The sequence below is a fragment of the Exiguobacterium sp. s181 genome (assembly GCF_018617125.1).
GTDB lineage: Bacteria > Bacillota > Bacilli > Exiguobacteriales > Exiguobacteriaceae > Exiguobacterium > Exiguobacterium profundum.
In genome coordinates this window covers 17,348-43,829 of record NZ_JACSJM010000008.1, presented here as the reverse complement: position 1 = coordinate 43,829, position 26,482 = coordinate 17,348, and the positions used below count along the sequence as shown (strand labels likewise).

Below are 26,482 nucleotides of genomic sequence, written 5' to 3'. Positions count from 1 at the left end.
CCGTTCCCATGCCGAACACGGAAGTTAAGCGTCTCAGCGCCGAAAGTAGTTGGGGGATCTCCCCCTGTGAGGATAGGACGTTGCCAGGCCAACGCAGAAGACGATCAAGCATATGCTTGATCGTCTTTTTTCATATTTTTATAGTTTAGGAGGAATAACAGATGGCTCCTGCTCGGGAAAATCCGTTTACATTTTTAGAGGTTCTGGAACAGCATGTTCGTGAACACCGCGTCTCTTTCCACGTACCAGGTCATCATAATGGTACAGTGGTTGATGATCGCTTACCTGATGCATTCGCAAAAGTCATGCCTTACGACTTGACCGAGCTAGCGCATTTAGATGATTTGCACGATACCTCGGGAATCATCGAGCAAGCAGAATGTGCATTGGGTAAGTTGTATGAGAGTAAAAGTAAATGGCTTGTCAACGGATCGACTGCGGGAAATTGGAGTATGCTCGCGGCAACAGTGAAACGTGGTGAACGGGTATATGTTCAACGGAACTCACATAAATCGGTTTGGAACGCAATCGAATGGTTAGGATTAAAGCCAGTCTTACTAACACCTACCATTGAACGTGGCACAGGCATCCCGACTGTCGTGACATTAGATACGATCGAACAGGCCATTCAAGAATATCCTGGAGGGAAAGCCGTCATGTTGACGTCTCCGACCTATTACGGGGATATGGCAGACATTCGAACGATTTCGGACTATTTGACATCATTCGACATTCCATTGCTCGTCGATGAGGCACACGGCGCTCATTTGATTCATCCACAGTTGCCACGTCGCTCTGCAATCTTCGAAGGAGCGAGCGCAGTCGTGCAGTCCGCTCATAAAACGTTGCCTGCCCTCACTATGGGGGCTTGGGTTCACTATAAAGATCATATCGATGAAGCGCGCTTGAAGCATGCATTATCTTCTTTTCAGACTTCGAGTCCGTCTTATCTCGTCATGGCTTCATTGGATTATGCTCGTTCTTATCTAGAACGTTTAACGGATGAGGAATGGTCCGCAATCCAAAAAAGCCATGCACAATTTGTTCTTGAATTAAAACGAGCTGGTTTTGTTGTAAAAGTCGGAGATGACTTTACGAAAGTGACGATTCTGACTTATCCGAAGAATGGATTGATCTTTAGTCAGCATCTCGCCTCAATCGGCATAGACATCGAGTTGGCGGCAGTCGATCATGTGTTATTCTGCTTGCCATTCAGGGAAATAAAGAAACAGGAAATCGAACATTGGATCAAATTAATAAAAAAAGCATCTACCCATGTGCCGATCATTGAAGACGATGAAACGATCTTTCCCTTCCCACAAACCGAGCGCGTGTCTGAACTCTATACGTCTGAAACAGCTCTTCCAATTCAGCGAGTTCTGTTCGACCAAGCAATCGGATTGATTTCAGCAGAGACGGTGATTCCATATCCACCAGGTATTCCATGGATTCTAAAAGGAGAGCGGATTACAGAAGAAAAAATCCGGGTGCTCCGGGAATGGATTTCTTTAGGGAGGAAGCTTCAAGCTAGTAAGCATGTTATGATAGAGCAAATTGACGTTATTGTAGAGGAGTTTTAAAACGTGAACGGAATGTTTATTACGGTTGAAGGACCGGATGGATCAGGAAAGTCCACACAGCTTCAATTATTAGTAGAAAACTTAAAACAAAAAGGATATGACATCGTCGTGACCCGAGAACCTGGAGGAACAACGGTCGGGAATCAGATTCGCGAAGTGTTATTGTCTCCCGATCATCATGAGATGACACCACGCGTGGAGATGATGCTCTATGCCGCATCACGGGCTCAGAACGTGGAACAAGTGATTCGGCCAGCGTTAGAGCGGGGCGCCATTGTTCTCTGCGACCGGTTCATCGATGCATCCATTGCTTATCAAGGATATGGATTGCAGTATGACCTTGATCAGATTCGGTCATTGAATGAATGGGCGACGAATGGTCTCACGCCCGATTTAACCTTTTTATTCGATTTGAATCCGGAACGGGCGAGTGCACGTATGAAAGATCGGGGACAGCTTGATCGGATCGAGAGTCGTGATCATGCATTCCATGAGCGTGTCTATGCAGGATTCCAAACGTTACTGAAACAGTATCCAGAACGCATCGTTCGGATTGATGCCGATCAATCGATTGAATGCATTCAAGATGAGGTACTTGACTATACGATCGAACGACTACAACAAGGAGGCGTACAAAAATGATGAAAATGGTAATTGCAATCGTACATGATAAGGATAGCGCACGTTTGTCCGACGCACTCGTCGAGCAAGATTTTCGCGCAACAAAGTTAGCCACGACGGGTGGATTTTTAAAAGAAGGTAATACAACGTTTATGATGGGGATTCCACAAGAGCGTCTTGATGATTTGATGGACGTGATTCAATCGAACTGCTCGAGCCGCGACCAAATGATCACGCCGATTTCACCGATGGGAGGACATGCGGATTCGTATATTCCTTACCCAGTCGAAGTACAAGTCGGAGGGGCGACGGTATTCGTCTTGCCGATCGAAGGATTCCATCAGTTTTAATGGGAGTTGGGCATATGCGTTTTCAAGAATTGAGCGAGTCGCAAACTGTCGTTTCTCGCATCATTCAAAATTCAATCGTTTCGAATAAAGTGGGGCATGCGTATATCTTCTCAGGAGATTATGAGCCTTATTTGATTGATACAGCCACATTGTTCGCCAAAGCCTTATTTTGTGAATCACCAGATGGTGCAGAGCCTTGTGGAGTGTGTCGAAACTGTCGGCGTATGGATTCTAAAAACATTGTCGACTACATCGAAGTGGAGCCGGACGGTGCGAGTATAAAAAAAGAACAGATTCAGCAATTGCTCAGTGATTTATCACTACGAGGTGCGGAAGGTGATCGCCAAGTGTACGTCATTCATCAAGCGCACAAGATGACGACTCAAGCGGCAAACAGTCTACTGAAATTCTTTGAAGAACCGGGAGTAGGAAAGCTTGCTATTTTAGTGACGACACAACCACAGTTGCTTCTTCCGACGATTCGTTCGCGCGCGCAACAACTTGCTTTTCGTCCAATCGACCGAGCTCAGTTGGCGCAAACGATGTCAGAAGAACTGTCCTGTACGTATGATTTGGCATACCTTGCCTTGACCGTTTATCCGAAATGGGATGACGCGAAAGAAGCGCTTGAGCAGGAGTGGTTTGTACAGGCGTATGGGCTAGTGGTACAATTAATTGAAGTATTGACGAAACGACCTCAAGAGTTGCTCTTGTTCGCACAAGAAAAATGGTTAGGGCATTTCAAAGGACGGAATGAGTTGCGAGTCGGTCTTGAATTATTCGAACATTGGCTAGAGGAGGCACTTCATTTAAAAGTGCGAGATATGTATGCTCCGAAGCTATTTAAGAATGAGGCCGCCTTGTACAACGCATTTATCCAAAATCGATCTGTCACGAAGCTTACACATGCGATTGAAAGTGTACATGCGGCCATTTGGCGACTTGAGGCAAACGTCAATCCTCAATTAACGTTCGAACGACTTTCGTTCGATTTGCAGAAAGGATAGAAGCGCGTGCTTGAAGTAGTTGGAGTCCGTTTTAAAGAAGCGGGAAAAATCTATTACTTTTCACCAGGCGATGCAACGCTTAAACGTGGGGACCATGTCATCGTTGAAACGGTACGTGGCATTGAGTATGGGGAAATCGTCCAAGTCAACAAGCAGCTCGGCGAAGACGAAGTCGTCCTGCCGTTGAAGACAATCCTTCGTGTCGCGGACCAAAAGGATGCGGATATCGTACGCGATAATCGACTGGCAGCCGTTGATGCTCACGCCGTCTGTGAAGAAAAAATTCGAGAACATCAATTAGAAATGAAGCTAGTTGATGTTGAGTATACATTTGATCGCAATAAAGTGATCTTTTATTTTACTGCCGAGGGTCGCGTCGACTTTCGAGAATTGGTAAAAGACTTAGCTAGTGTGTTTCGGACACGAATCGAGCTCCGACAAATCGGTGTTCGTGATGAAGCGAAACTCCTTAGCGGGATTGGGCCATGTGGTCGGGTTCTTTGCTGCTCGTCATTTCTTGGGGAATTCGAACCGGTCTCGATTAAAATGGCCAAAGACCAGAATCTCTCGTTGAATCCGAATAAGATCTCTGGAGTATGTGGTCGTCTGATGTGCTGTTTGAAATATGAGAATGACACATATGAAGAACTGAAACGTGATTTACCAGACGTCGGCAAGCGAATCAAAATTCCAGAAGGTGATGGTCGGGTAATCGGTCTTAACATTTTGGACCAACTCATTCAAGTTGAGCTCCACGATCGGACGCGTGTCGTCACATATACGATTGATGAACTCGTTGAAGTGGGTGCGATTAAACGAAAACCGTCAAAACAGTGATGGGGTGCTGAGCAGTGGAAAGAATGGACAAAAAAGAAGTAATGATGCGGGTGGATGCGATCGAGCAACAGATGCAGCTCCTCACCGAACATTTAGGCGTGTTAAAAGAGCAGCTCGCTTATTTGCTTGAAGAGAACCAGCATATGTATCTAGAGAATCATCACTTACGCGAAAAAGTCGAACAATTGGCAGAAGTTGATACGACAAATGGTGATTCACAAATCGCATTGTCTGGGAAAGGGCAGAACAATTTGGCTGCGCTGTATCAAGAAGGATTCCACATTTGTAACCTCCATTACGGACAGGTACGAAAAGATGGGGACTGTCTCTTCTGTTTGTCGATGCTCAATAAACATTAATACGGGGCGATAGATAGGGGTTCCCTATCCGTCGCCTTTCTTTTATAGAAGGAGGAAACGATGGTAACGGTTAAGGATGGAGAACGCCTTGATGATTTGCTCGGACGTCCAGGTAAAATCATTCAAAGTGATGATGTGTTCTCATTTTCATTAGATGCGGTACTGCTTGCAGAGTTTGTATGGGTGCCTATCCAAAAAGGACAACTGGTCGATTTGTGTGCTGGCACCGGGGCAATCCCGCTCTTTTTGTCATATCGTACAAAAGGAACGATAACAGGTGTGGAGATTCAATCGAAACTGGTCGACATGGCGAATCGAAGCATGGCGGTCAATCGTCTTGAAGAGCGAATTCGAGTGGTGGAGGGCGATGTGAAAACGGCAGCGACGCAGCTCGGGCATGCACGATATGACGTAGTCACATGTAACCCGCCCTACTTTTTAGCGAACGAGACGTCACTCCGAAATCAAAATGAGCATCATACGATTGCGCGCCATGAAGTGCTGTGCACGTTAGAAGATTGCATCAGGACGGCCAGTCAACTCGTCAAACCGGGAGGGAAAGTGGCGTTCGTGCATCGGCCAGAACGTTTACTGGATATCCTGACGTTGATGCGTGCGTATCGAATTGAACCAAAACGAATGCAACTCGTTTACCCGAAAGCGGGACGCGAGGCGAATACCTTATTAATCGAGGGATCGAAAGATGGAAAAGCAGGTCTTAAAATTTTACCGCCATTTGTTGTCTATGAAGAAGACGATACGTATACAGAAGCGATGCGAGCTATTCTCGATGCCTAAACATTATACGTACATCTTGGAATGCGGTGATGGAACGTACTACACGGGCTATACGACAGACGTGGAAAAACGACTCCTTGCACATAATGCCGGGAAAGGTGCGAAATATACGAAAGCCCGTCTCCCTGTACGACTTCGGTACGTACAATCGTTTGAGACGAAGCGGGAGGCCATGCGATACGAATGGTCCATCAAGCAATTGACCCGAGCACAAAAAGAGAAGTTGATGGAGGGGACGACCAATGAATTCACAGAAGAGCTATCAAACTGAACAACCGACGTTGTATGTCGTGCCGACCCCAATTGGGAACTTGGAGGATATGACGTATCGCGCGGTACGGACCCTTCAGGAAGTAGACTTAATCGCAGCGGAAGACACACGACAAACGATGAAGCTTTGCCGACACTTTGACATTGCGACAAAATTGATTAGCTATCATGAACATAATAAAGAAGTGAGTGGACCAAGACTGATTGACGATCTGTTGTCCGGAAAATCGATTGCCGTTGTCTCAGATGCAGGTATGCCTGGAATTTCAGACCCGGGAAGCGATCTCGTGCGATTAGCCATTGAGGCAAACATCCCGGTTGTCGTCTTACCCGGTGCGAATGCAGCACTTACGGCACTCGTCGCATCCGGTCTTGCAACTGAACGTTTTCTCTATTACGGTTTCTTGCCGCGTAAGAAGAAGGATCGGGTTGAGATTCTCGAATCGATTCAATACGAACCTGGCACCGTCATTTTTTATGAGGCTCCTCATCGTTTGAAAGAGATGTTGACAGCGATTCGACAAGTGTTCGGGAATCGACAAATCGTATTAGGTCGTGAACTGACAAAAACGTTTGAAGAGTTTTTGAGAGGAACTGTGGATGAGGCGTTGACATGGTGTGAGGGTGAAGTGCGTGGTGAGTTTGTCGTCTTGGTGAGTGGAGCGACAGAGGCGGCACCTAAGACAACATGGTGGGAAACACTATCTGCATACGAGCACGTGGTTCACTATATCGAAGAAGGGCTGAAACCAAACGCGGCAATCAAACAGACTGCGAAAGACCGCGGCGAGTCTCGGAATGATGTATACGATACGTATCATCAATTGCATAAAAAAGAGTAAGCAAGGAAATCCTTGCTTACTCTTCGCTGTAGTAATTTTCGAGCATGTTCTTCAACTCAACGAGAACACGTTGTGCACCTTCTGGTGACAAGATGAGTTTGCCGTCTGCCAATTTGAAGTTATCATCTGATACTTCGCCTGTAACTTGGCAAGTCATGTTTGGCTTATATTTTTTCAAAACGATTTGATCGTTGTCGACGTAAATTTCGAGAGCATCTTTCTCTGCAATACCGAGTGTACGACGCAATTCGATTGGAATAACGACACGACCAAGCTCATCAACCTTACGTACAATACCTGTAGATTTCATTTTGTGTTTCCTCCTCCAATGATGTCGAAATCTCGTGGTGACATGAATCGTCAAAATTCGACAATGTGACTACAGCAAAAAGCATACTAAACTTTCCAATTGCAGTCAACTGCTTACTATCTGGAAAAGTAAATTTTCGAAATTTGTCGAATCAAGAACGATATATACCTAAATTTCCCCGTAAGTTTGAACTTGAAACAAAGAAAGGGTATTTTTGGAATATTTATGACGAAGAAAACGCAAAAAAATTCCAAACAATTAGGTTTGGAAATTCTTTTGTCGAACCGTGTATAATGGAAATTGCATATGTCGAAAGGATGGAGAATAAATCATGGCGAAGCCGACTTTTTATATTACAACCCCAATTTATTATCCGAGTGCAAAACTGCACATCGGTCACGCATATACCACGGTAGCAGGTGATGCGATTGCGCGCTACAAACGCTTAAAAGGGTTTGACGTCCGTTATTTGACCGGAACGGATGAGCACGGTCAAAAGATTCAAGAAAAAGCGAAAGAGGCAGGCGTGACGCCACAAGCTTTCGTGGATGAAGTCGTGGAAGAGATCAAGGTCTTATGGGACCGTCTCGAAATTTCGTACGATGACTACATCCGTACGACAGAGGACCGCCATAAGAAAGTGGTCGAGCATGTTTTTGAGACATTACTTAAAAATGGGGACATCTACCTCGGTGAGTACGAAGGATGGTATTCCGTACCGGATGAGACGTACTACACTGAATCGCAGCTCGTCGATGGAAAAAGTCCTGACAGCGGACATCCGGTCGAGCTCGTTCGTGAGGAGTGCTACTTCTTCCGTCTCAGCAAATACGCGGACCGCTTGATTGAATATTTTGAGTCACATCCTGATTTTATTTTGCCAGAATCTCGTAAAACCGAGATGATCAATAACTTCTTAAAGCCGGGTCTTCAAGATTTGGCTGTATCACGCACGACGTTTGATTGGGGCGTCCAAGTCCCATCGAACCCGAAGCACGTCGTGTACGTATGGGTCGATGCGCTCACAAACTATATCTCATCACTCGGATACGGTACAGACAACGATGAACTCTTCAACCGTTACTGGCCAGCAGACGTTCATTTGGTAGGGAAAGAAATCGTACGTTTCCATACGATCATTTGGCCAGCCCTCTTAATGGCGCTTGATCTTCCATTACCGAAGCAAGTATTTGCGCACGGATGGTTGCTCATGAAGGATGGGAAGATGTCGAAATCGAAAGGGAACGTCGTGGACCCAATCCCATTGATCGACCGTTACGGCCTCGACTCGGTCCGCTATTACCTTCTCCGTGAAGTTCCATTCGGAGCGGATGGCACGTTCACACCGGAAGCGTTCGTTGACCGCTTGAATTTTGATTTAGCGAACGACCTCGGAAACTTATTGAATCGCACCATTGCGATGATTAAAAAGTACTTCGACGGAAACATTCCGGCATATAACGGAAATGTCACGGCATTTGATGCAGAATTGTTGAACGTGGTGAAAGAGACGACACGCAAAACAGAAGAAGCCATGGAGCACATGGAGTTTTCGGTCGCGCTCACAAACATTTGGCAACTCGTCAGCCGTGCGAATAAATATATCGACGAGACGCAACCATGGGTTCTCGTGAAAGAAGAGTCGAAGCGCGAAGAGTTGGCTTCTGTCATGACACACCTTGCGGGCGTACTTCGTCATGTTGCTATCATGATTCAACCATTCATGACGCGCGCTCCAAAAGAGATGTTCCGTCAGCTCGGACTCGAGGGAGAGGACATGTCATGGGAGGCGTTGGATACATTCGCAGACTTTAGCAATGCGGTCGTGACGGACGGGACACCGATTTTCCCACGTCGTGACGTGAAAGAAGAAGTCGATGCAATCCAAGAAATGATGCGTCAGGCGTCTAAAGCACGGATTGAAGAGACGGAGACGGCATCAGTAGAAGAAACTGACGAAGACATTCGTCCTGAAATCACGATTGATGTCTTCGACCAAGTCGAATTCCGTGTCGGTCAAATCGTCGAAGCCGATAAGATTAAAAAAGCGAAGAAACTGTTGAAACTTCAAGTCGACCTTGGGAAAGAGACACGTCAAATCGTGTCTGGTATCGCTGAATGGTATGCCCCTGAAGATTTGGTTGGCAAGAAAGTCATCGTTGTCGCAAACTTGAAACCAGTCAAGCTCCGTGGAGAACTCTCGCAAGGGATGATTCTAGCGGCGGATCGTGACGGGAAACTCGAGCTCGCGACGGTCTCAGACCAGATGCCGAACGGTGCCATCGTCAAATAATGGAATGGGGGAGACCGCGGTCTCCCTCTCTTTTTCTAAGGAGGAAACAAGATGTTGATTGATACACATACGCACATCAATGCGGAACAGTTCAGTGAAGACGTGGAGGAGACAATTGTGCGAGCGAGAGAAGCGGGCGTTTCTCCGTTACTCGTCGTCGGATTTGATACACCGACCATCGATCGAGCCATTGAACTGGCGGAAACGTACGAAGATATCTATGCCATTGTCGGATGGCATCCTGTCGATGCGATTGACTGTACGGATGCGGATTTAGCACGAATCGAAACACTCATGAGTCATCCGAAAGTCATGGCACTCGGTGAAATCGGACTCGATTATCATTGGGACAAATCACCGAAAGATATGCAACAACGCCTCTTCCGTCAACAAATCGCCATTGCCAAACGGACGAATATGCCGATTGTCATTCATAACCGAGAAGCAACGGCAGATGTCCTTCATATTTTAGAAGAAGAGCATGCCGAAGCAGTCGGTGGTGTGTTCCATAGTTACAGCATGTCCGTCGAACTTTTGCCTCGTTGTTTAGACTTGAACTTCTATATTTCGTTAGGAGGACCGGTCACGTTCAAAAATGCGAAGGTTCCGAAGTTGGTGGCGCAAGAAGTGCCGCTGGATCGTCTGCTTGTCGAGACGGATTGCCCGTACTTGACCCCAACACCGTTCCGGGGAAAACGTAACGAACCAGCATACATCAAATACGTAGCTGAAGAGATCGCCACCCTTCGCGATATGCCGTACGATGAGCTCGCTGCAGCCACGACAGCCAATGCGAAGAAGTTGTTCCGACTCCCATGATCAAGCGTGTATTAGCGAGTATCGGTATTATTGCGACGGCTTCTGTGGCGTACGTGATGTTACAACCTGAATCGATTCGAATCGTCGACGACGGTGTGGTCATCGAGCATGAAACACGAGCTGACTCGGTTCTCGAGGTGCTTGAAGAGTTAAATATCACACTAGATGAATCAGATTATGTCACACCGGCGCTCAGTGAGGATGTACCGGACGACCGCTTGATTCGGATTGAGCGTTCACACGAGGTTTCGCTCCAGATTGGCTACGGTCAAACGGAGACAGTGCAGACGCGCGAGCGGACCGTAAAGGATGTCTTACTACGATACGGAGTCACGGTACGGGACGGAGATACGGTGTATCCATCGGTCCGTACACCGGTGACGAATGGGATGACGATTCGATATCAACCGGTCGTGGCCGTGAATCTCATTGTCGGTCAAGAGGCGTTGACCATTTATACAATGGCTACGGATGTGGAGCAACTCTTAATGGAAGAGAACATCGATGTGACGGAAAGTGATACGGTCATGCCGGCTCCTTCCACACCGATCCGAGAAGGGTTGACGATTACGGTCAATACGAATCGTAATGTCGTTCAATATGAGAGTGAGTTGATTCCGTTTGAAGTGGTTGAGGAAGAGGATGACACGCTCGAAGAAGGTGTGAAGCAAATGGTGCAGGTCGGGGTTCCTGGACTTGAACGGACAAGGTATGCACTTACTGTGGAAAATGGTACAATTACAAATCGTACGAAAACAGATGTCGAGACATTGCGTAAAACGATGCCGCAGATTATCAAAGTGGGAACGAAGAAAGTCACGGAACCGGTAACCGACGCTGAGTCGACGACCGCGGATGAATCGAGCCCATTCATTCCGGAAGCTGAAGTCGAGATTGCCGAACCGCCGAAAACAGATGACGTACTTGATTTTTCATCCGCAAAACAATTGCTTGTGGAAGCGACCGCTTATACGAACAATCCGGAAGACACGGTGACGTATGACGGACGCGTGCTGACAAGAAGCGGATATGATGTGACCGACACGATTTTGTATGAAGGCATGCGCATCATCGCCGTCGACCCTGCCATCATTCCACTCGGGACTCGCGTGTATGTCGAGGGAATCGGTATGGCGATTGCTTTGGATACAGGAAGTGCAATCAAAGGGCAAAAAATCGATATCATGATGGATGAAAAGGAAGAGGCCGTAACGTTTGGTCGTAAACCACTCACCATCTGGGTGATTCCAAAGCAGGAAGAAGAGAAAGAAGGATCAGACAATGCGTGAGAAAATACAAGAAATTATCGTCGTAGAAGGGCGTGACGACACGGCGCGACTTCAAGAAGTGTTCGACGTCGATACGATTGAAACGAACGGGTCTGCCGTATCCGATCAGACGATTGAACGAATCCGTCGTGCTCAGGAGAAGCGCGGGGTCATCATTTTGACGGACCCAGATTATCCAGGAGATCGTATTCGGGCGATTGTCGAGGAACGCGTCAAAGGATGTAAGCACGCACACTTGCCTCGGGCCGAGGCGAAGGACAAGCGTGGGAAAATCGGTGTGGAACATGCGAGTCCGGAGTCACTTCGCCGTGTCTTAGGAGCAGTGTTTGAACCGCGTGTCGAAACGGACCAACCAATCGTCACACGGAAAATGGTGTTGGAGGCGGATTTAATCGGTGGAGCAGCGGCCGCGACGCGTCGGAAGCGACTCGGGGTGTTGCTTCGAATCGGTGAGCCGAATGCCAAACAATTTGTAAAACGGGTCGAGGCGCTCGGCGTCACGATCGAAGAGTGGGAGCAGGCACTTGCTCAATTAGAGGAGGAACAGGGTTGAAAGACATTGCAACAATCCAACGAACGAAAGCGATTTTAGAGCGACATGGGTTTTCATTCAAAAAATCGCTCGGTCAAAACTTTTTAATCGATTTGAACATCTTGAGTAAAATTGTCGGAGCAGCAGAACTGAGTGAAGTGAGTGGTGTCCTTGAAATCGGTCCCGGAATCGGCTCATTGACCGAACAATCGGCCAAGCGTGCCAAAAAGGTCGTTGCGCTTGAAATCGACCAACGTCTTTTGCCGATTTTAGATGATACGATGTCGCCTTATCCGCATGTGAAAGTCATCCATGGGGATGCATTGGAACTGGACTTACGGGAGATCGTGGAGCAAGAATTTTTAAACGAAGGTATTGAAGATATTTCGGTGGTCGCCAACTTACCTTACTATGTCACGACACCGATCATTATGCGATTGCTTGAGAGCGGTGTTAAGTTCCGCTCGCTCGTCATGATGATTCAAAAAGAAGTGGCAGAACGGATTGGAGCAAAACCTGGCACGAAAGCATACGGCTCGCTATCGATTGCGATTCAGTATTATGCGGAGGCGGAAGTCAGTTTCATCGTCCCGAAAAACGTGTTCATCCCAGCACCGAACGTCGATTCGGCCGTCATTACACTACGAATGCGTAAAGAACCGGCCGTACAAGTGAAAGACGAAGCATTTTTCTTTGATGTGGCCCGAGCAAGCTTCGCTCAGCGCCGTAAAACCATCCTGAACAATTTGACAAACTATATCGGGAAAGAACATAAGGTCGAACTCGAACGTTCGCTTCACGAGGCTGGAATCGATCCGAAACGTCGTGGAGAGACGTTAAGCCTAGAAGAATTCGCACGTTTGTCTGACACAATTTTACCACTTAAAAATAGTTGACGACCTGAAAACGAGTCGTTATAATATTAATCTTTATTTTCATATTCAATTATGCTATACTTGTAACAGTGAGGTGAAGCGTATGCCAAAGACGTTACAAGAAATCAGACAAAAACTCGAATCGCATGTTGGTGAACGATTGACGTTGAAAGCAAACGGCGGTCGTAAGAAAGTTGTTACTCGGTTTGGAACGCTCGTTGAGACATATCCTGCGGTGTTCGTTGTGAAATTGGATGAAGACCTGCATAATGTGGAACGTGTCTCGTATAGCTACGCTGATGTCCTAACGGATACAGTTAAAATTGAATTCGGTAATTGATTTATAAATGAGGGGCGGATGCATTGGCAGCTGCTTCTTTTTTTGTGCGCCCGTTTACGGTACAATGGCGAACAGGAGACAAATGGGAAGGGTGAACGTGATGCGCACGATCAGTGTGAAAGCGCCGGCAAAAATTAATTTGACACTTGATGTCCTTGGAAAGCGTCCGGACGGCTATCATGAAGTAGAAATGGTAATGACGACAGTCGACTTGGCAGATCGCTTGGAGTTGACAGTTTTAGAGTCGGATGAGATTCGGATTCAATCAGAACACGCCTATGTGCCGAATGATCATCGGAATTTGGCGTATCGAGCAGCAGAATTGTTGCGCGAACGTTTTAACATTCAGCAAGGGGTCGAGATTGTGCTCGATAAACAGATTCCCGTGGCAGCTGGCCTTGCAGGTGGCTCGAGTGATGCGGCGGCAACGCTCCGTGGGATGAACGAACTGTTTTCATTGAACTTGTCATTAGAGGAGCTAGCAGAGCTCGGTGCCGAGATCGGATCGGACGTGTCGTTTTGTGTCATCGGTGGCACAGCCATTGCAAGAGGTCGTGGTGAACAGTTAGAAATGATTCCGTCCCCGCCACCGTGCTATGTCGTTCTCGGTAAACCGAAAATTGGGGTATCGACGGCAGATGTGTATCGGGCAGTGCGTATGGAAGAGGTATATCATCCTGATACCGATGCCATGGTGGAGGCGATTCGTCAAAAAGATTTTCATGGAATCTGTGAACACCTTGGGAACTCACTTGAGAGTGTGACACTCAAGCTGCACCCGGAAGTGAAACAAATCAAAGAAACGATGCGTCATTGCGGAGCGGAAGGTGTTCTCATGAGTGGAAGCGGACCGACCGTGTTTGCGCTGATTGAACACGAGCAAAAAGCGCATCGAATCTATAATGGATTGAAAGGATTTTGCCCAGAAGTGTTCGTCGTTCGGATTCTCGGCAAAAGACATTGAACAAAAACGAATGAAAGTGATATATTCTCAATAGAACATTCGTTTATTATTGAAGATGTGAAGGAGAATCCGTATGAAAATTCGTAGAAGTGGTCGTCTCGTCGATATGACCCGTTATTTACTTGATCATCCGCATCAGCTTGTCTCGTTGTCGATGTTTTCAAGTCGTTATAAAGCTGCAAAGTCGTCGATTAGTGAAGACCTTGTCATTGTCAGTGAAATGTTGTCCCATGATGGGATTGGAAAACTGGTGACTGTCCCTGGTGCAGCCGGTGGTGTCATGTTCATCCCGGGATGGAGTAAGGAAAAGTCGCTGGAGATGATTGACACGCTCTGTGAGCAACTATCAAAACCGGAGCGTCTCTTACCAGGAGGCTATCTCTACCTCACGGATGTACTAGGTAATCCAAGTCAGGTGAAACCGATGGGGCAGGTCTTTGCGTCCGTCTTCGCCGACCGTAAAGTCGATGTGGTCATGACGATTGCGACGAAAGGGATTCCACTTGCCTATGCGGTCGCTGAGCAGTTAGGTGTTCCGTTTGTCATCGTTCGTTCGGATAGCCGTGTCACAGAAGGCTCGACCGTCAGTATCAATTATGTATCGGGTTCATCGAAAGCGATCCGTACGATGGCGCTCGCACGTCGCAGTCTGCCACGTGGTGCGAATGTGCTCCTAATTGACGACTTTATGAAGGCCGGCGGAACGATTCGTGGGATGATGAGTCTCTTGAATGAATTCGAGGCTAACCTTGCGGGCGTCGGTGTCTTGATGGAGGCCGAAGGAGCCGAGAAGAAGATGGTGAGTGAATACGTCAGCTTGATGAAGTTAACGAATGTCGATCCTGATGAAGGGCTTGTCACCATTTCGCGGGGGAATGTGGAACAATTCTTAAAGTGATTGGCAAAATTTTGATTTCGTTTTATGATTAGAGGGTATAGAGTTATCAATATGAAGTCATGACGTTCGTTTGAAACCAACTGAACCTTACAGAAGATCACACCATGGCGTAGACAACGATGAAAAAGGGGATGCGAAACATGCAGATCACAGACGTAAAAATTCGCAAAGTCGCGACAGAAGGCAGAATGAAAGCGTTGGCCTCAATCACACTTGACCATGAATTCGTTGTACATGACCTTCGAATCATCGAAGGAAGTAGCGGTCTATTTGTCGCCATGCCGAGCAAACGGACACCAGAAGGGATTTTTCGGGATATTGCGCATCCGATTAACGGGGAGATGCGACAAAAGGTCGAAGCCGCTGTATTGGAAACCTATTCCAATATGGATGTGGAAATCCTTGACCCACAACATTTGTCATACGGTACACATGAATGACAGAAAACAGCGGTTAGGTTGCCTGCCGCTGTTTTTTTGCGTTTCAATGGTTAAGGAACGGTACAACTATTGAAACGAAGGCATGGTTTCGATATAGTAGAAACGGTGTAAATAGGATTTAGTTGCAGAAAAGCCGAACTATACAGACCAATCACAGCTGTTGTGAGATAGGAGCGAATCAAGCATGGAGCGTTTTGCAGTCATTTTGGCAGCAGGAAAAGGGACGCGAATGAAGTCGAAGTTATATAAAGTACTTCATCCAGTTCTAGGGAAACCAATGGTCGAGCATGTTGTCGATCAGTTAGACCAAATCGGTGTCAGTCGTCAAATCGTAATCGTTGGCCATGGGGCGGAAGCGGTACAAGACACGCTCGGCACACGGGTAGAGTATGCGGTCCAGGAAGAACAGCTTGGAACAGGGCACGCTGTTCAGATGGCTGAAGCAGAGCTTGCGGGTAAATCAGGGGCGACGCTTGTCGTCTGTGGAGATACACCGTTACTCACGGCAGAAACGTTAGAAGCCCTTCTCGCGCATCACGAAGCGCAACAAGCAAAAGTCACGGTGTTGACTGCGATTGCTGACGATGCGACCGGATATGGTCGAGTCGTTCGTGGTGAAGATGGGAATGTGACGAAAGTCGTGGAACATAAAGATGCTTCAGAGGCAGAGCTCGCCATCAATGAAATCAACACAGGGACGTACGTATTCGATAACGAATTGTTGTTCGATGCACTCAAACAAGTCGGGAACAACAATGCACAGGGCGAATATTACTTACCTGACGTCATTTCAATCGCAAAAGAAGCGGGCGAAGTGGTTGCGGCGCATACAGCACCGACGTTTGATGAGACGATCGGGGTCAATGACCGCGTCGCCTTGTCGCAAGCAGAAGCCATCATGCGCAAGCGGACAAATGAGCGTCTCATGCGTGAAGGGGTTACCTTCATGGACCCGGCATCGACGTACATTTCACCAGACGTGGTCATCGGATCGGATACGGTCATTTATCCGGGAACGGTCATTCTTGGCAAGACGACGATTGGCTCAGAATGTGTCATCGGACCAAACTCGGACATCCGCAACAGTGTGATTGAAGACCATGCCGTCGTACGCCAGTCTGTCGTGACTGATAGCCGAATCGGTGAGGCGGCTCAAGTCGGACCGTTCGCTCACTTACGTCAACAAGCTGTCCTCGGTGCGAACACGCGCGTCGGCAACTTTGTAGAGATTAAAAAATCGACGTTCGGTGACGGTGCGAAAGCGTCACACTTGAGCTATATCGGGGATGCGTCAATCGGTGAGCGCGTCAACTTAGGCTGTGGCTCGATCACAGTGAACTATGACGGTAAGAACAAGTTCGAGACAGTCGTGGAAGACGATGCATTCGTTGGCTGTAACGTCAACTTGATTGCCCCTGTAAAAGTCGGGAAAGGCGCGATTGTCGCTGCTGGATCGACGATTACGAGTGATGTACCAGAAGAGGCGCTAGCGATTGCACGCGAACGCCAAACGAATAAAGAAGGCTACACAAAACGATAACTTGCTGCCAATCATTATGGAAAACAACGGAGGAGAATCCTAAACATGTCTACTGTATACGAACGAGAAATTCGTCTATTTAGCTTAAACTCGAACCGCCCGCTTGCTGAAGAAATCGCGAAAGAAATTGGTGTCCCGCTCAGCGATTGCCAAGTCAAACGTTTCAGCGACGGTGAACTCTATATCAACATCGAGGAAAGTGTTCGTGGAGATGATGTGTATGTCATCCAATCAACAAGCTCGCCTGTAAACGAAACGCTCATGGAATTGCTTGTCATGATCGATGCACTCAAACGTGCTTCTGTCCGTACGATCAACATCGTGATGCCGTATTATGGATACGCACGTCAAGACCGTAAAGCACGCTCGCGTGAACCGATCACGGCAAAACTTGTCGCTGACCTTCTTACAGTAGCGGGTGCGACACGCGTCATCACGATGGATTTGCATGCAGCGCAAATTCAAGGATTCTTCAATATTCCGGTTGACCAATTACTTGGTGTACCGCTCATCTCGACTTACTTTGAAACAGAAGAGTTTCAAGCGAAAGATATCGTGGTCGTTTCTCCAGACCACGGTGGCGTGACACGTGCACGTAAATTGGCAGAACGTTTGAAAGCGCCGATTGCTATCATTGACAAGCGTCGTCCGAAAGCGAACGTCGCTGAAGTCATGAATATCGTCGGCAGTGTCGAAGGGAAAACGGCGATTTTGATTGACGACATTATCGATACAGCTGGAACGATCACACTTGCGGCAGATGCTATCGTCGAAGCGGGTGCGAAAGAAGTGTATGCGTCTTGTACACACCCAGTTCTTTCTGGACCAGCGATGGAGCGGATCGACAATTCATCAATCAAAGAGTTGGTCGTCTTAAATACCATCGATTTGACGGGTCGCCCTTGCTCGAGCAAGATCAAGCAAATGTCGGTCGCCCATTTGCTTGGGGAAGCGATTATGCGCGTACACGAGCATAAATCGGTCAGTACCCTATTCGATTAAAAAAACGAGGCCCGGAGGCATTCGCCTTTGGGCTTTTTTGTTCAGGAGGAAATGATATGAAATGCATCGTCGGTCTTGGGAATCCCGGGAAAAAGTTTGAGATGACGCGACACAATGTCGGGTTTTTAGCGATTGACCGTCTCGCCGAAAAGCATGGCATCTCGCTGAATGAAGCGAAGTTTAATGCCCTTATGGGAACGGGAAGAATCAATGGTGAACGCGTAGTACTCGTCAAACCACTCACGTATATGAACTTGTCGGGTGAAGCCGTTCGTCCCATTTTAGATTATTATAAGATTGAGATTGATGATTTATTAGTCATTTATGACGATTTGGATATGGTGCCCGGCAAGCTTCGTTTCCGTCCGAAAGGGAGCGCGGGTGGTCATAATGGGATCAAATCTCTCATTCAACACTTAGGAACGGCTGAATTCAAACGATTAAAGCTCGGAATCGGTCGTCCCCCGCACCCGATTAAAGTCGTCGACTGGGTGTTGATGAACTATCGCAAAGACGAGTTGCCGGAATTAAATGAAACACTCGATAACGCCGTAACTGCAGCCACTGATTTTGTGGACACAGATTGGCTGGCGCTGATGAATCGATACAACTAAAGGGTCATTGCACCCTTTTTTGTCGTATGAGTTGGAGGAAAACAAATGAATGCTTTAGAGAGATTTATGGTGGCGCTCCCTGAAACGAATGTGATTCGAGAGCGACTCCAAAAAGTGGACCGTCAATTGGTGACGGGATTGACGACAAGCGCGAAAGCCCTCGTCTTGGCGGGACTCGTGAAATCGTCATCGAGACGTCTCGTCGTCGTGACGCATAACATGTATCAAGCCCAAAAGATGTTCGATCAACTTGAATCACTCATCGGTCCGGACAAAACGCTCTTATATCCAATCGATGAGACGCTAGCAGGTGAACTGTCACTGACGTCTAGTCCGGAACTGCTAGCTGCCCGAATCGATGCCCGTACTCGTCTCCTCGACCAAACAGGAGGCGTTGTTGTCGTGCCGCTTGGTGGATTACGACGCTATGTACCGAGTCCGGAAGCGTGGCAAGATAGTCGCGTTATGTTGAAGCCGGGAAGTGACCTCGATTTAGCGGATTTTGCGAAACAATTGACGGGCATGGGCTACGAACGAACGGCAACGGTGACCACACCTGGTGAATTTTCCGTACGAGGGAGTATTCTAGACGTTTATCCTCTTACGGAAGCGCGCCCATATCGAATCGATTTGTTCGACACCGAGATTGACTCCATTTTCACGTTTGACGCGGAAACGCAACGCTCGCTTGGTGTAGTGGGGGAAGTGTGCATTACGCCTGCGACCGAGTTCATCGCAACGGAGAATCAGCTGAAGCAGGCGGGCGGTGCGCTTCGGAAACAGTACGACCGAACCGTCGAATTGATTGGAAATGAAGTCATCCGTCAAGCCCTTGAAGAGGGAGTCGTGACAGACATCGAGCGGCTTGAGCGTGGAGACCTCCCGGAGAAAGTTGGGAAGTATTCGCCATTGCTCTATACGTCCACGCTCCTTGACTGCGTTGGGAAAGACGCCGTCCTCATTTTAGATGAGGTGGCACGAATCGATGACGCTGCCGACGTACAGGACCGCGAAGAGGCGGAATGGTTCTCTTCACTCATCGAAAAAGGAGAAGCCGTCAGTAATTACACGCTCGCCGTCCCGATGCATAAAGTCTTCCGCGACTTGAAGCAAGTGGCGTTCTCCTTGCTTCCGTCTCGTCGTTCAGGTATTCCGGAGAGCGATACGGTCCATTTGAGCTGTCGTCCGCTACCGGCGTTCCATGGTCAGATGCATCTATTGAAACAGGAAGTCGAGCGATGGCAGCAAGGTGATCAACGCATCGTCGTACTTGCGGGAGATAAGTCGCGTGCAGATAAAATCGAAGCGCTTCTTTCCGACTATGGAATCGCCTCGACTTTCACCAATGTCGATGGAGAGTTAGAACCGAGACGTGTCTCGGTCATCATCGGTCAAATCGAAGGTGGATTCGAACTGTCGACGAGCCGTCTCGTTGTCGTATCGGAAGAAGAGTTATTCAAGCGTGTGACGAAACGAAAACGTCAGACGAAGAATTTGACGAATGCCGAACGAATCAAGAGTTACCAAGAGCTGAAGCCGAATGATTATGTCGTCCATGTGCACCACGGAATCGGGAAGTACCTTGGCATTAAAACAATCGAGGTCGGTGGGATCCATCAGGATTACCTGCACCTCGTCTATGCAGGGGACGACGCCCTCTACGTGCCGGTCGATCAAATCGATCTCGTCCAAAAATATGTCGGTGCCGAAGGAAAAGAGCCAAAGATTTATAAACTCGGCGGCACCGAGTGGAAGAAAGTAAAATCGAAAGTTGCCAAATCGGTTGAAGACATTGCTGATGAGCTCATTAAATTGTACGCGGCACGAGAGGCCTCGGTCGGTTTCGCGTTCCCTCCGGACGATGAAGAAATGGGTCAGTTCGAATCCTCTTTCCCGTACGCCGAGACAGAAGACCAGGTCCGTTCGATTGCAGAAATCAAGGCGGATATGGAACGCTCCCGTCCGATGGATCGCCTTTTGTGTGGAGATGTCGGATACGGGAAAACGGAAGTGGCAATTCGGGCGGCGTTCAAAGCCGTACTCGCCGGTAAACAAGTGGCCTTTCTTGTCCCGACGACCGTCCTCGCCCAACAGCATTATGAAACGATGCTCGAGCGGTTCAGCGAATTCCCGATCAACGTATCGGTCATGAGTCGTTTCCGTTCGAAGAGCGAGATGACCGCGACGAAGAAAGGGTTGAAAGAAGGTACCATCGACATCGTCGTCGGGACACACCGCGTGTTGTCAAAAGACGTGACGTTCGCCAACCTCGGTCTCGTCATCATCGATGAAGAACAACGGTTCGGCGTCAAACATAAAGAGCGTCTGAAGCAGCTGAAGACGAACATCGATGTCCTGACGCTGACGGCGACTCCGATTCCACGGACATTGCATATGTCGATGATCGGAATCCGTGATTTGTCCGTATTAGAGACACCGCCAGAGAATCGTTATCCTGTCCAAACATACGTCATGGAATACGACGGCATCGTCTTGCGTGAAGCGCTCGAACGTGAACTCGCTCGCGGAGGACAGGCGTTCTTCCTCTATAACCGCGTCGAAGGGATCGAACGAAAAGCGGAAGAGATTCGGGCCTTATTGCCCGATGCACGAATTGCTACGGCCCATGGACGTATGACTGAAAGTGAGCTCGAGAGCCAATTGATCAGCTTCCTAGAGGGCGAGGCGGATATTTTAGTCTCAACGACAATCATCGAGACGGGAATCGACATTCCAAACGTCAACACCCTCATCGTCCACGATGCCGACAAAATGGGACTGTCCCAGCTCTACCAACTCCGAGGTCGTGTCGGACGTTCGAATCGCATCGCCTATGCGTACTTTACGTATCGGAAAGACAAGCGCTTGACGGAAGTGGCAGAAAGTCGTCTTCAGGCCATCAAAGAGTTCACAGAGCTCGGCAGTGGTTTTAAGATTGCGATGCGCGACTTGTCGATTCGTGGGGCCGGGAACTTACTCGGTGCACAACAGTCTGGATTCATCGATTCGGTCGGTTTCGATCTGTACTCACAAATGCTCTCTGAAGCCATTGAGGAACGGAAAGACCGCATGCGTGGACAAGCGAAACAAGTCGTCTTCAAACCGGAGATCACGTTCCAGGCCGATGCGTATATTCCTGATGATTACTTGTCAGATAGCGAATTGAAGATTGAGATGTACAAACGCTTCAAATATGTAGATACGCCGAGCGCGTTGTTCGCCCTTCAAGATGAACTGATTGAACGGTTTGGTGAATTCCCAGAACCGGTCGCGCTGCTCATTCAATTGACACGTCTACGTATTTATGGAGAACTGGCAAAAGTGAGTCGAATCAAGCAGACGCCAGGACGCATCGAGATTGTCTTATCGAAAGAATCGACGACGGCTCTGGATGTCCCGTCCTTCATGGAGTGGTCGATGCCTCTTGGTCGCAAGCTTGGCGTAGGGCAAGAAGACGGCGCCTTGAAACTGTCACTCAGCGGTCGGATGCCGCTAACAGAGCTCTTGAATGATGCCGATACTGTATTAGAAGAACTGATGAAGCGGTTGGTGGGCGATGCGGTCGCCAAGTAAGTTTGCGCAAGGCGTCGTTCTGTTCGCCCTTGCCGGCTACGTATCGAAACTGATCAGCTTCGCCTATCGTGTCCCCTATCAAAACTTGGCGGGGGACTTCGGACTTTATGCCTATCAAACCGTCTATCCGTTCGCGGCCATCGTGGCGTCACTCGGCATTTATGCGATGCCGGTCGTCATTGCGAAAATCGGCGTCGGTGCGAAAGGGACGAATCGTAAGTTAGAAGTCTTATGGGGAAGCTTTTACGCCTTACTTCTACTCTCGTCCATGCTTGTCGTCACGGTATGGCTGTTTGCCCCGACCCTAGCGAAATGGCTTGGAGATGAGCAGCTAGCTCCTGCACTTCGCGTGATCAGTTTGAGTTATTTACTCATGCCGGCGTCAGCCGTGTTGCGCGGGGCTTTTCAATCGAGAGATGACTTACGACCGAGCGCATGGTCGCAAGTGCTCGAGAACTTTGTCCGCGTGACGGTCATGCTGTCCCTATTATGGATTGGGGTCCGTCTCGGAAAAGATGCATATACGCTCAGTCAATATGCGTATGGTGCGACGCTCATCGGTGGGCTTGTAGCGATTGCCTTTTTAGTTTATCGCGCACGAGGAGTGCGGATTGTGAGGGTGCGCCGCGTCACGTTTCGGAGAGGAATGAAACTCTTGTTGACGACGGGTTTCGCGGTCGGATTCGCATCACTCGGGATTTTATGGATGCAACTGGTCGACTCCTTCACCATCGTCAATTTGATGGGTGGCACATATGAGGCGAAGGTGAGCAAAGGAGTATTCGATCGAGGATATCCGCTCGTGCAATTCGCCATTTTGTTCACCACGACCATCGGGATGGCCAACGTGCCGACGCTCGTCCGTCACTATCGGGCAGGGCATCTCCAAAAGACGACGCAGGGACTCCGGTCGATGATTCGTGTGACGACGGCGATTGCTGGTGCAGCGACTATCGGATTGATGGGTGTCATGTTTTTCTTAAATGTGGCCCTGTTTGAAGATGAATCTGGGACACGAGCCCTTGTCTTCTTAGCAACGAGCACGTTCGCTGCCTCCTTGGCGATTGCGAGCATGACATGTTTGCAGGCGATTGACCGAGAGTGGGTCGCGGCACGCAGCATGGTTGTCGCAATGTTAGTGAAAAGTGCGGTAAACGCATGGCTCGTACCGAGTTACGGAATTGAAGGCGCGGCAATCGGAACATCCATTGGATTTTTAGCGATGGCGTTCTATAATTTCCGGGCGCTTGACCGCTCGATTCCGCTCGGATCATTTCGATCGAAACACTATAAGTCGCTATGGAAAGCCCTCGTACCCATGTTGATCCTCATTGCCGTGTTAAACTGGCTAGGTCAGATGTGGGTCGACTCGCGAATCACTGCGTTCGGTTGGTTAATCGGAATGGTGTGTAGCGGTGCCTTCCTCTATGTATGGAGATTATGGAGTACGCGAATGCTGTCACTTGCGGAATGGGAACTGATCCCGTTCGGAAGTCGTCTGCTCGACGTGCTCGAGAAAAAGGAGAACTAATATGGGTTATACAATCACGGTGGTCGGACTCGGGTCTGGTGAGTTGAATCAATTGCCGCTCGGTGTGTACCGCCATTTAAAGCAGCAACCGCTCGTCTGGTTGCGCACAAAAGAACACCCTGTCGTTCAAGAGTTAGAAGCGGAAGGACTCGTGTTCGAATCATTTGATTCGGTCTATGAATCGAGTGATACGTTTGAAGAAGTATACGACCAGATTGTCGAGACGTTATTGAGTAAAAGTGAAGAAATGGCGATCACATACGCCGTACCGGGCCATCCGTTCGTAGCGGAACGGACCGTCGAACTATTGGTGGAACGCGGTGCCGACCTTCATGTACTCGGTGGTCAAAGTTTCCTCGATGCCATGTTCCAGGCGCTCCGGATCGACCCAATCAATGGATTTCAACTGCTCGATGCGACCGCACTCGACCTTGAACGTTTGCAGGTGACCCAACATGTGCTTATCGGGCAAGTGTACGATGGATTCGTGGCGGGTGACGTCAAAGTGCAATTGATGGAACGGTATCCGGACGACCATCCCGTCACCCTTGTGACGGCTGCCGGTACGACGCAAGAACGGATTGAGCACATTCCGTTATTCGAAATGGACCGGATGGCGGAAGTGAATAACTTGACGACGCTCTACGTTCCGCCGCTCGAGGATGAATCGTATTTGGCGAAGGATTTTGCGACACTCAAACAAATCATCGCAACGCTTCGAGGACCAGACGGGTGCCCGTGGGATCGTAAACAGACGCATGCGTCACTTCGCAAGTATCTATTAGAAGAGGCGTATGAGTTGATTGAAGCGATCAATGCAGAAGACGATGATGCCATCATCGAAGAACTCGGTGACGTCTTGCTCCAAGTGATGTTGCATGCTCAAATCGGAGAAGATGAGGGCTATTTCGATATTCGTGACGTAATCGGTTCCATCAGTGAGAAGATGGTGCGCCGCCATCCACACGTCTTTGGCGATGTCACCGTCGAAGATGCCTCTGACGTGGTGAAAAACTGGAATGCGATTAAACAGACGGAAAAAGGGGAAAAGAAACAATCGCAACTCGATGGTGTTCTCGTCGACCAACCTTCATTGATGCGAGCGGAGCAACTTCAAAAGAAAGCGGCTCACGTCGGATTTGAGTGGGATGACGTATCCGGTGCCTTCGAAAAACTGGAAGAAGAGTTAAAAGAATGGCATGAAGACCTAAGTGATGAATCGGAACTTGGAGACGTATTGTTCTCCATCGTGAACATTGCGCGATACGTTGGGCTGAATGCCGAGCAAGCATTAGAACAGACGAACCGAAAGTTCAAACGTCGATTCGAGTATGTGGAAGCGAACGGTGACCTTCACCAGATGACACTCGAACAGATGGATGCGCTTTGGAACGAGGCAAAGGAGAAAGGTTTATGAGACTAGATAAGTTTTTAAAAGTGTCACGTCTAATCAAGCGTCGCACTTTGGCAAAAGAAGTGGCGGACCAAGGACGAATTCAACTGAATGGGCAAGTCGCGAAGGCGAGCACAGAAGTCAAAGTCGGAGATGAGTTACAAATTCGCTTCGGAAATAAACTCGTCACGGTCGTCATCGATTCAATCGCAGAACATGCACGTAAAGAAGATGCGAAAGAAATGTATCGTTTACTTAAAGAAGAGAAGATGGACGGTAGTATCAACTCATAAAAAAAAGTATACTTAATGTATTAAGAGGAGGGGGATGAGGCGATGAACGGACGTAATCCGATGGATCGACAACGACGCATTCGAGCGCTAGATGAGCGTAGAGAACAGTTAGAAAAAGATACACATCGCCGACGAGTTCATCTTCGACGTCGTTTGGCAGCAGCCTCTCTCCTGTTTTTATTTGTCATGGTGTTGATTGGACAGAGTTACTTCTCGAAAGTAGGGTACGTATCGGACCAGCAACAAGCCTACGCACAAGCAAAAGTGGAGTTGCGTGAACAGCAGGCCGAACAGGATGAGTTGAAAGAGCAAGTGGAACGGTTACAGGATGAAGATTATATCGCGAACTTAGCACGAAACGAACTGCTTTTCTCTAAAGATGGAGAGATTATTTTCTACTTCTCGCCAGAGGAATAAGTCGGTTCGTTGACCGTTAGGGAAACGACTCGTATAATTAGAAAGAATCAATCAAAAAAGGAGTACATTATTTTATGTCAATTGAAGTAGGAAGCAAGGTACAAGGTAAGGTTACAGGGATTACGCATTTCGGAGCGTTCGTCGAGCTCCCAAATGGCAAGACAGGATTAGTACACATCAGTGAAGTGGCAGACTCTTACGTCAAAGACATTAACGAAGTGTTGACAGTCGGTCAAGAAGTCACGGTAAAAGTGTTGAACGTCGAAAATGATGGGAAAATTGGGTTGTCCATCAAGAAAGCAGTCGACCGTCCTGTAAGCGAACGTCCTGAGCGTCCTGAGCGTCCAGCTGGTGAGCGTTTCTCTCGTGGCCCACGTCCAGGTGGCCCAGGTCAAGGTGGTCCACGCGGTGGCGGCGGTCCACGCGGTGGCGGCCCACGTGGTGGCGGTCGTCGTGAACAACGTCGTGAACCAGAAACATTCGATACATTGATGAGTAAGTTTTTGAAAGATAGCGACGAGCGTCTTTCGACGTTGAAACGTCAAACAGATTCAAAACGCGGTGGACGCGGAGCCAAGCGCGGGTAATCCTTCGTATACCAATTAGCTTCTACTCGTAACCATAGAGGTCTTGTAATGAGACGAGCCATGAACATTTTCGTTCATGGCTTTTTTTCTGTTTAAAAAATTTATAAA

The 26,482-nt window shown here is 48.3% G+C and carries 28 protein-coding genes and 1 rRNA gene; 28 read left to right on the top strand and 1 reads right to left on the bottom strand.

The window, feature by feature from the left end:
- The 10 genes from rrf to rsmI all read left to right on the top strand — a co-directional run.
- Positions 1 to 89: ribosomal RNA gene (rrf, locus tag KNO70_RS15565) — 5S ribosomal RNA — on the top strand; the annotation flags it as partial.
- 72 nt (positions 90 to 161) lie between these two features.
- The gene (locus KNO70_RS15560) at positions 162 to 1,580 is read left to right on the top strand and encodes an aminotransferase class I/II-fold pyridoxal phosphate-dependent enzyme (RefSeq protein WP_214812820.1); all 1,419 of its coding nucleotides are present in this window, start codon (positions 162 to 164) and stop codon (positions 1,578 to 1,580) included.
- Positions 1,581 to 1,583: 3 nt separating this feature from the next.
- Positions 1,584 to 2,222, top strand: a complete 639-nt coding sequence (gene tmk, locus KNO70_RS15555; RefSeq protein ID WP_214812819.1) for a dTMP kinase — start codon at positions 1,584 to 1,586, stop codon at positions 2,220 to 2,222.
- The gene (locus tag KNO70_RS15550; protein WP_031421800.1) at positions 2,222 to 2,551 is read left to right on the top strand and encodes a cyclic-di-AMP receptor; all 330 of its coding nucleotides are present in this window, start codon (positions 2,222 to 2,224) and stop codon (positions 2,549 to 2,551) included. Before tmk ends, KNO70_RS15550 begins: the two co-directional genes overlap by 1 nt.
- A 14-nt stretch (positions 2,552 to 2,565) precedes the next feature.
- A complete protein-coding gene (locus tag KNO70_RS15545; protein WP_078145937.1) occupies positions 2,566 to 3,558 on the top strand; it encodes a DNA polymerase III subunit delta' in 993 nt (330 codons plus the stop codon).
- Positions 3,559 to 3,564: 6 nt separating this feature from the next.
- Positions 3,565 to 4,395, top strand: coding sequence for a PSP1 domain-containing protein (locus KNO70_RS15540; protein WP_074035285.1), 831 nt, complete (start codon positions 3,565 to 3,567; stop codon positions 4,393 to 4,395).
- A gap of 23 nt (positions 4,396 to 4,418) precedes the next feature.
- Positions 4,419 to 4,754 carry a DNA replication initiation control protein YabA gene (gene yabA / locus KNO70_RS15535; protein WP_012727746.1) on the top strand — a complete coding sequence of 112 codons (336 nt, stop codon included), beginning with the start codon at positions 4,419 to 4,421 and terminating at the stop codon, positions 4,752 to 4,754.
- A gap of 60 nt (positions 4,755 to 4,814) precedes the next feature.
- Positions 4,815 to 5,552, top strand: coding sequence for a tRNA1(Val) (adenine(37)-N6)-methyltransferase (locus KNO70_RS15530; protein ID WP_214686170.1), 738 nt, complete (start codon positions 4,815 to 4,817; stop codon positions 5,550 to 5,552).
- Entirely contained in the window at positions 5,545 to 5,823 is a 279-nt protein-coding gene (locus tag KNO70_RS15525; protein WP_012727744.1) for a GIY-YIG nuclease family protein, read from the top strand. The genes KNO70_RS15530 and KNO70_RS15525 overlap by 8 nt, the downstream gene beginning before the upstream one ends.
- Positions 5,795 to 6,664 carry a 16S rRNA (cytidine(1402)-2'-O)-methyltransferase gene (rsmI, locus tag KNO70_RS15520; RefSeq protein ID WP_214689627.1) on the top strand — a complete coding sequence of 290 codons (870 nt, stop codon included), beginning with the start codon at positions 5,795 to 5,797 and terminating at the stop codon, positions 6,662 to 6,664. The genes KNO70_RS15525 and rsmI overlap by 29 nt, the downstream gene beginning before the upstream one ends.
- A gap of 16 nt (positions 6,665 to 6,680) precedes the next feature.
- Here rsmI and KNO70_RS15515 read toward each other — a convergent pair whose 3' ends face one another.
- Positions 6,681 to 6,974 carry a transition state genes transcriptional regulator AbrB gene (locus KNO70_RS15515; RefSeq protein ID WP_012727742.1) on the bottom strand — a complete coding sequence of 98 codons (294 nt, stop codon included), beginning with the start codon at positions 6,972 to 6,974 and terminating at the stop codon, positions 6,681 to 6,683.
- Positions 6,975 to 7,305: 331 nt separating this feature from the next.
- Here KNO70_RS15515 and metG point away from each other — a divergent pair, with 331 nt between their 5' ends.
- From metG to KNO70_RS15425, 18 genes are all read left to right on the top strand, one after another.
- Positions 7,306 to 9,267: a methionine--tRNA ligase gene (gene metG, locus KNO70_RS15510; protein ID WP_214689620.1), complete on the top strand. Its 1,962-nt coding sequence runs from the start codon at positions 7,306 to 7,308 to the stop codon at positions 9,265 to 9,267.
- Between the two features lie 51 nt (positions 9,268 to 9,318).
- On the top strand, positions 9,319 to 10,086 hold the full coding sequence (locus KNO70_RS15505; protein WP_214689618.1) for a TatD family hydrolase: 768 nt from the start codon (positions 9,319 to 9,321) through the stop codon (positions 10,084 to 10,086).
- The gene (locus tag KNO70_RS15500; protein WP_214689616.1) at positions 10,083 to 11,375 is read left to right on the top strand and encodes a 3D domain-containing protein; all 1,293 of its coding nucleotides are present in this window, start codon (positions 10,083 to 10,085) and stop codon (positions 11,373 to 11,375) included. Before KNO70_RS15505 ends, KNO70_RS15500 begins: the two co-directional genes overlap by 4 nt.
- Positions 11,368 to 11,928 carry a ribonuclease M5 gene (rnmV, locus tag KNO70_RS15495; RefSeq protein WP_074035294.1) on the top strand — a complete coding sequence of 187 codons (561 nt, stop codon included), beginning with the start codon at positions 11,368 to 11,370 and terminating at the stop codon, positions 11,926 to 11,928. Before KNO70_RS15500 ends, rnmV begins: the two co-directional genes overlap by 8 nt.
- Positions 11,925 to 12,803 carry a 16S rRNA (adenine(1518)-N(6)/adenine(1519)-N(6))-dimethyltransferase RsmA gene (gene rsmA, locus KNO70_RS15490; RefSeq protein WP_012727737.1) on the top strand — a complete coding sequence of 293 codons (879 nt, stop codon included), beginning with the start codon at positions 11,925 to 11,927 and terminating at the stop codon, positions 12,801 to 12,803. The genes rnmV and rsmA overlap by 4 nt, the downstream gene beginning before the upstream one ends.
- A gap of 82 nt (positions 12,804 to 12,885) precedes the next feature.
- Complete coding sequence (locus KNO70_RS15485) at positions 12,886 to 13,122, top strand: Veg family protein (protein WP_012727736.1); 237 nt, start codon at positions 12,886 to 12,888, stop codon at positions 13,120 to 13,122.
- Positions 13,123 to 13,222: 100 nt separating this feature from the next.
- Complete coding sequence (gene ispE / locus KNO70_RS15480; RefSeq protein WP_168169881.1) at positions 13,223 to 14,086, top strand: 4-(cytidine 5'-diphospho)-2-C-methyl-D-erythritol kinase; 864 nt, start codon at positions 13,223 to 13,225, stop codon at positions 14,084 to 14,086.
- A gap of 73 nt (positions 14,087 to 14,159) precedes the next feature.
- On the top strand, positions 14,160 to 14,984 hold the full coding sequence (gene purR, locus KNO70_RS15475) for a pur operon repressor (protein ID WP_012727734.1): 825 nt from the start codon (positions 14,160 to 14,162) through the stop codon (positions 14,982 to 14,984).
- Between the two features lie 140 nt (positions 14,985 to 15,124).
- Positions 15,125 to 15,424 carry a septation regulator SpoVG gene (gene spoVG / locus KNO70_RS15470; protein WP_214689614.1) on the top strand — a complete coding sequence of 100 codons (300 nt, stop codon included), beginning with the start codon at positions 15,125 to 15,127 and terminating at the stop codon, positions 15,422 to 15,424.
- 184 nt (positions 15,425 to 15,608) lie between these two features.
- Complete coding sequence (glmU, locus tag KNO70_RS15465; protein ID WP_012727732.1) at positions 15,609 to 16,964, top strand: bifunctional UDP-N-acetylglucosamine diphosphorylase/glucosamine-1-phosphate N-acetyltransferase GlmU; 1,356 nt, start codon at positions 15,609 to 15,611, stop codon at positions 16,962 to 16,964.
- A gap of 45 nt (positions 16,965 to 17,009) precedes the next feature.
- Positions 17,010 to 17,966 (top strand): ribose-phosphate diphosphokinase, encoded by a 957-nt coding sequence (locus KNO70_RS15460; RefSeq protein ID WP_012727731.1) that lies wholly within the window; start codon positions 17,010 to 17,012, stop codon positions 17,964 to 17,966.
- Between the two features lie 56 nt (positions 17,967 to 18,022).
- On the top strand, positions 18,023 to 18,580 hold the full coding sequence (gene pth, locus KNO70_RS15455) for an aminoacyl-tRNA hydrolase (RefSeq protein WP_012727730.1): 558 nt from the start codon (positions 18,023 to 18,025) through the stop codon (positions 18,578 to 18,580).
- A gap of 45 nt (positions 18,581 to 18,625) precedes the next feature.
- Entirely contained in the window at positions 18,626 to 22,153 is a 3,528-nt protein-coding gene (mfd, locus tag KNO70_RS15450) for a transcription-repair coupling factor (protein WP_214812818.1), read from the top strand.
- The gene (locus tag KNO70_RS15445; RefSeq protein WP_078145930.1) at positions 22,137 to 23,684 is read left to right on the top strand and encodes a polysaccharide biosynthesis protein; all 1,548 of its coding nucleotides are present in this window, start codon (positions 22,137 to 22,139) and stop codon (positions 23,682 to 23,684) included. The genes mfd and KNO70_RS15445 overlap by 17 nt, the downstream gene beginning before the upstream one ends.
- Position 23,685: 1 nt before the next feature.
- Entirely contained in the window at positions 23,686 to 25,101 is a 1,416-nt protein-coding gene (yabN, locus tag KNO70_RS15440; RefSeq protein WP_078145929.1) for a bifunctional methyltransferase/pyrophosphohydrolase YabN, read from the top strand.
- Positions 25,098 to 25,370, top strand: coding sequence for an RNA-binding S4 domain-containing protein (locus KNO70_RS15435; RefSeq protein ID WP_012727726.1), 273 nt, complete (start codon positions 25,098 to 25,100; stop codon positions 25,368 to 25,370). The genes yabN and KNO70_RS15435 overlap by 4 nt, the downstream gene beginning before the upstream one ends.
- 42 nt (positions 25,371 to 25,412) lie before the next feature.
- The gene (locus KNO70_RS15430; protein ID WP_012727725.1) at positions 25,413 to 25,787 is read left to right on the top strand and encodes an FtsB family cell division protein; all 375 of its coding nucleotides are present in this window, start codon (positions 25,413 to 25,415) and stop codon (positions 25,785 to 25,787) included.
- Between the two features lie 74 nt (positions 25,788 to 25,861).
- A complete protein-coding gene (locus tag KNO70_RS15425) occupies positions 25,862 to 26,374 on the top strand; it encodes a S1 domain-containing RNA-binding protein (protein ID WP_012727724.1) in 513 nt (170 codons plus the stop codon).
- Positions 26,375 to 26,482: the final 108 nt, after the last annotated feature.